Genomic DNA, 5,936 nt, shown 5'->3' on the forward strand with positions numbered 1-5,936 from the left:
AGGCAGTTTCGTCAAGAAGGGCGCGCTCCTCTTCGAGATCGACCCAAGACCGTTCCAGGCGTCGCTGGACGTGGCCAAGGCCGTATTGGCCAAGCATGAGGCCGTGCTGCGGACCGCCCAGGCCACCCTCAAACGGATTCTGCCCCTGGCCGAGGCCCGGGCGGTGAGCCAGAAGGACAAGGACGACGCCATCGGGAGCGTTCAGGCCGCGGAAGCCCAGGTGCTGGCCTCCCGCGCCGAGGTCCGCAAGGCCGAGCTCGACCTGAGCTTCACCAAGATCAAATCCCCCATCGACGGCATCGCGGGCGCCGCCAAGGCCCAGCTCGGGAACCTGGTCGGCACTCCCCAGGCGCTGGAGCTGACCACGGTCTCCACGGTGGACCCCATCAAGGTCTATGTGCCCATCAGCGAACGGCAATATCTGCAAGCCATGGCAAGCGCCAAGACCCAAGCGGCGGCACCCGAAAAGAGCCGGTTTGAACTGGTGTTGACCGACGGCACGGTCTGGCCCCACCAGGGCACCCTCGGCTTCGCCGACCGGCAGGTGGATCCCCAGACGGGGACCATCCGGGTGGCCATCTTCTTCCCCAACCCCGAAAACATCCTGCGGCCCGGACAATACGCTAAGGTCAGAGCCCTCCTCAAGACCGAACAGGGGGCCTTGATGGTGCCCCAGCGCGCTGTCAGCGAGCTTCAGGGAATCTACCGGGTGGCGGTGGTGGCTGACGATAATACCGTCGAGATCCGCAGCGTGAAGGTCGGCGAACGTTTCGAGACCTTTTGGATCATTACCGAGGGGCTTAAGCCCGGTGAGCGGGTGGTTGTCGAAGGTGTCCAGAAGGTGCGCGACGGCGTCAAGGTCAACCCCGTTGCCTATTCGGCGAAATCGGATTCGGCCCAACCGAAACCTTAGACGCGCGCTGCGACACCCCACTCCAGCAGAAAGGCTGATCTTCGATGGCTAAATTTTTTGTCAACCGGCCGATCGTGGCGATCGTGATCTCCATCATTTTTGTCATCGTGGGTATCGTGGCCATGCTGGGCCTGCCCGTTGCCCAGTATCCGGACATCGTCCCGCCGGAAATTTTCATCAACACCTTCTACGTCGGCGCCGACGCCCAGACCGTGGAGCAGTCGGTGGCCACCCCCATCGAGCAGGAGATGAGCGGGGTGGACAACATGAACTACATGTACTCGCTCAACGCCAACAGCGGCGAGCTGAGATTGTACGTCAACTTCGATGTCAAGACCGACCCCAACATCGACCAGGTGCTGGCCCAGATGCGCAAGGCCCAGGCGGATTCGAAGCTGCCCTCCGAAGTGCGCGACTACGGCGTGACGGTCAAGAAATCCCAGTCCTCGCCCCTCATGGTGGTTAACCTTTCCTCTCCCAACGGCACGTATGACGCCACCTTTCTGGCCAACTACGCCTACATCAACCTGAACGACCAGCTCACGCGGGTGCCGGGGATCGCCAACGTCAACGTGTTCGGCGCCGGGCAGTACGCCATGCGGCTGTGGGTGAAGCCCGACCAGCTGGCCAACCTCAACATCACCGTGCCGGAGATCGTCGACGCCATCCAGAAGCAGAACACCGTCAACCCGGCCGGGCAGGTGGGGGCCGAGCCCGCGCCCGAGGGGATCGATTACACCTATGCCATCCGCGCCCAGGGGCGACTGGAAACACCGGAGGAGTTCGCCCAAATCGTGCTGCGGGCCAACCCGGACGGCTCGCTGGTGCGCCTCCAGGACGTGGGCCGCATCGAACTGGGCTCCCAGAACTACAGCATGGTGGGCCGGATGAACGGCAAGCCGGCGGCGGTATTGGCTCTCTACCAGCTTCCCGGGACCAACGCCATCGCGGCCGTGGACGGGGTGACCCGGCTCATGGAGGAGGTCGCCAAAAGCTTCCCGGAGGACCTGGAATACACCATCGCCTTGGACACCACCCAGTCGGTGCGCGAGGGCATCAAGGAGATCATCCACACCCTGGTGGAGGCCCTGGTGCTGGTGATCATCGTGGTGTTCATCTTCCTGCAGGGCTGGCGCGCGACCCTGATCCCGGCGCTGGCGGTGCCGGTCTCCCTGATCGGCACCTTCGCCATGTTCCCCATCCTGGGGTTTTCCATCAACACGATCGCATTGATGGGCATGGTGTTGGCCATCGGGCTGGTGGTCGACGACGCCATCGTGGTGGTGGAGGCGGTGGAGCACCACATCGAGCACGGCCTCACCCCCAAAGAGGCCACCCTGAAAGCCATGGAGGAGGTGTCGGGGCCGGTGGTGGCCATCGCCCTGGTGCTCTCGGCCGTTTTCCTGCCCACCGTCTTTATTCCCGGCATCACCGGCAAGCTCTACCAGCAGTTCGCGGTCACCATCGCCATCTCGGTCATCATCTCGGCCTTCAACGCCCTGACCCTCAGCCCGGCCCTGTCATCCCTGATCCTGAAGCCCAAAAAACAGACCCGCGGCCCCCTGGGGGCCTTCTACCGCTGGTTCAACAATGCCTTCGGCAAAGCCACCAACGGCTATGTGAAGCTCACCGGCTGGTTCATCCGCAAGTTCGTCATCAGCCTGCTGCTGCTGGTCGTGATGACCGCCGGGACCGGGATGATCGCCCGCATGGTGCCCGGCGGCTTTCTGCCGGAGGAGGACCAGGGCTATCTCTACGCCGGGGTGCAGCTGCCGAATGCCGCCTCCCTGCAGCGCACGGATGCCGCCACCCGCGAGTTGGAAAAGCTGATCATGGAGACCCCCGGGGTGGCGTACTGCACCACGGTGACGGGTTTCAGCCTGCTCTCCGGGGTTTCCAACACCTACAGCGGCTTTTTCTTCATCACCCTCAAGCCCTGGGACGAGCGCAAAAGCCCCGAGGAAAAATACGATGCCATCATGGCCAACCTCAACCGGCGCCTGGGCGGGATCTCCCAGGGAATCGCCTTCGCCTTCTCGCCGCCGGCGATCCCGGGCATCGGCACCGCCGGCGGGGTGACCTTCATCCTGCAGGACCGCAGCGGCAAGGACATCGCCTTCCTGTGGGAAAACACCCAGAAGTTCATGGAGGAGGCCGGGAAGCGCCCGGAGATCGGGCGCGTGACCACCACCTTCCTGCCCACGGTGCCGCAGATTTTCGTGGACGTCGACCGCGACAAGGTGCTCAAGCAGGGGGTCGATCTGAGCCAGGTCTACCGCACCCTGCAGGCCTTCATGGGGGGGTATTTCGTCAACTACTTCAACCGCTTCGGCCGCACCTGGCAGGTCTACGTGCAGGCCGAGGGCGCCTACCGCACCAGCGCCGAGCAGCTGGGTCAGTTCTACGTGCGCAACGCCGCCGGCAACACCGTGCCGCTCTCCGCCGTGACCACCATCGAAGAGCGCTCCGGCCCCGAGTTCACCATGCGCTACAACCTCTACCGCTCGGCCCAGATCAACGTCGTCCCGACTCCCGGTTTCAGTTCCTCCCAGGCCATGGGCGCGCTTGAGGAAGTCTTCGCCGCCAGCATGCCGGGCGAGATGGGCTACGACTACCTCGGCATGAGCTTCCAGGAGAAGAAGGCCATGGAGGGGGTGCCGGTGTCGGTGATCTTCGCCCTGTCGCTGGTCTTCGTTTTCCTGATTCTGGCCGCCCAGTACGAGAGCTGGTCCCTGCCCTTCAGCGTCCTTTTGGGGACCCCCGTCGCCGTGCTGGGTGCTTTTGCAGCGATTTTCCTGCGCCGCATGGAGTTCAACCTCTACGCCCAGATCGGACTGATCATGCTGATCGGGCTGGCGGCCAAGAACGCGATCCTGATCGTCGAGTTCGCCAAGGTGGAGTATGAAAAGGGCAAACCCATCATGGACGCTGCACTGGAAGGGGCTCGGCTGCGGCTGCGGCCGATCCTGATGACCAGCTTCGCCTTCATCCTGGGCTGCGTGCCGCTGGCGATCGCCTCGGGGTCGGGGGCCATCGCCCGTCAGGTGATGGGCACCGGGGTCATCGGCGGCATGCTGGCGGCCAGCTTCATCGCCATTTTCCTGATTCCGATGACCTTCTACGTCGTTGAAAAGCTGGCCCACCGGGGCCAGCCAGAAGCGGCCGGCACGGCCGCCGCGCCCCAGGACCCGCAACCGGAAACGAGAAAGGAAGAGGAGCATGCGTAAGGGGTTTCTGTGCTGCGTTCTTTTGATCACGCTGACGGGCTGCGCCATGGTCGGTCCGGACTACAAGCGGCCCAGCGTCGATGCACCGGCCGCCTGGCGCTTCGAGGATAAAGAGGCGCGGGATCTCGCCAACACGGCCTGGTGGGAGCAGTTCGACGACCCCGTCCTGAACGACCTGGTGCGCACCGCCCTGGCCCGGAACCGGGATCTGCTGATCGCCACGGCCCGGGTCGAGGAGTTCTTCGGCCGCTATTTTGCGACCCGCGGCGGGCAGTTCCCCTTAGCCGAGGCCGGTGGCAGCGCCTTTCGCGAGCGCATGACCGAAAAAGGGCCCAGCCCCGTTCCGCCGGGGGTCGACACGACCTTCAACTACTACGAGGCGTTTCTGGGGGGCAGCTGGGAGCTCGATTTCTGGGGCAAGTTCCGTCGCGCCAGCGAGGCCGCCCGCGCCGAGCTATACGGCACCGAGGAGGCCCGGCGGGCCGTGGTGCTGACCCTGGTCAGTGCCGTGGCCGGCAGCTACGTGGACATCCTGGCGCTGGACAAGCAGCTGGAAATCACCCGGCGTACGGCCGAAACCCGGCGGGAGACCCGCGACCTGTTCCAAATGCGTTTGGACAACGGGGTCATCCCCGAAATAGACCTGAGCCAGGCCGAGGCCGAATATCAGGACGCCCTGGCGCGCATCCCCGAAATCGAGCTGGCCATCGCGCGGGCGGAAAACGCCCTCAGTGTGCTGCTGGGCCAAAACCCCGGCGCCATTCCCCGGGGCCGCACCATCGACGCGCTGCGGCTGCCGGGAATTCCCGCCGGGCTGCCCTCCGACCTGATGGAACGGCGGCCCGACATCCGGGCCGCTGAGCAGACCCTGATCGCCGCCAACGCCCGGATCGGGGTCGCCAAGTCGCTCTATTTCCCGACCATTTCCCTGACCGGCGCTTTCGGCACGGCCAGTACCGATCTGTCGGATCTCTTCACCGGCCCGTCCAAGGCCTGGAATTTCGGCGTGCCCGTGAGCGTGCCGATTTTCACGGCCGGCCGCATCGGCGGCGAGGTCAAGGGTGCCGAGGCGTTCCAGCAGCAGGCGCTCTACGGTTACCTGCAGGCCGTGCAAAACGCCTTTCGCGAAATGGACGACGCGCTGGTCGAACGCGCCAAATCGGACCAGCGGCTCCAAGCCCTGGGCCGGCAGGTGGCCGCGCTTGAAAACTACGCACGGCTGGCGCGCATGCGCTATGACGAGGGCGTCACGAGCTTTCTCGAGGTGCTGGACGCCGAACGCAGCCTGTTCAACGTCGAGCTGTCCCAAACCACCAGCCAGAACGTCCTGTTTCGGTCCCTGATCAACATCTACAAGGCCATGGGCGGCGGCTGGGTGGAGGCCGCGGCGACGGTGCAACCGGTGATGAAGGCGGGCTTCATCCCCTGAATGCAAACGACAAACAGATCGGAACCATGAGAGGAGGAGACCATGAATCGAGTTTGGCTTATGATGGCTGTGGTGGCGCTGTCATTGGGAATTGCAGGCGGCCTGGGCGCTCAGGAGTCACTCATCGAGACGGTCGCCAACGGGTGCAAGACCGAGATTGAAACCTATTGCAAGGATGTGACCCCCGGTGAGGGGCGGATTCTCGCCTGTCTCTACGCCCACCAGGACAAGTTGTCCGGCAAATGCGAATACGCCCTCTACGACGCCTCCGCCAGGCTGGAGCGGGCGGTGGCCGCCCTGACCTATTTGGCCAACGAGTGCGCGGCCGATCTGGCCGAACACTGCAGCGGCGTAGAGGCCGGTGAAG

4 protein-coding genes are annotated in these 5,936 nt (G+C 64.4%); all 4 read left to right on the forward strand.

Going from position 1 to position 5,936, the window contains the following annotated elements; all coding sequences use genetic code 11:
- Nucleotides 1-913, forward strand: a 913-nt coding sequence (locus LJE63_01865) for an efflux RND transporter periplasmic adaptor subunit (GenBank protein ID MCG6905344.1), incomplete at its 5' end; no start/stop codon positions are given.
- A 44-nt stretch (nucleotides 914-957) separates the two neighbouring features.
- Entirely contained in the window at nucleotides 958-4,140 is a 3,183-nt protein-coding gene (locus LJE63_01870) for a multidrug efflux RND transporter permease subunit (protein MCG6905345.1), read from the forward strand.
- Nucleotides 4,133-5,569: an efflux transporter outer membrane subunit gene (locus LJE63_01875; protein MCG6905346.1), complete on the forward strand. Its 1,437-nt coding sequence runs from the start codon at nucleotides 4,133-4,135 to the stop codon at nucleotides 5,567-5,569. The genes LJE63_01870 and LJE63_01875 overlap by 8 nt, the downstream gene beginning before the upstream one ends.
- Nucleotides 5,570-5,611: 42 nt before the next feature.
- Nucleotides 5,612-5,936: cysteine rich repeat-containing protein (locus tag LJE63_01880; GenBank protein MCG6905347.1), on the forward strand; the 325-nt coding region annotated here is incomplete at its 3' end.

Source organism: Desulfobacteraceae bacterium, assembly GCA_022340425.1.
Classification (GTDB): Bacteria; Desulfobacterota; Desulfobacteria; order Desulfobacterales; family JAABRJ01; genus JAABRJ01.

Excerpts from the sequence above, each read along its gene's own strand:
- LJE63_01870 (MCG6905345.1), top strand. The coding sequence starts at position 958 with ATGGCTAAATTTTTTGTCAACCGGCCGATCGTGGCGATCGTGATCTCC.
- LJE63_01875 (MCG6905346.1), top strand. The coding sequence starts at position 4,133 with ATGCGTAAGGGGTTTCTGTGCTGCGTTCTTTTGATCACGCTGACGGGC.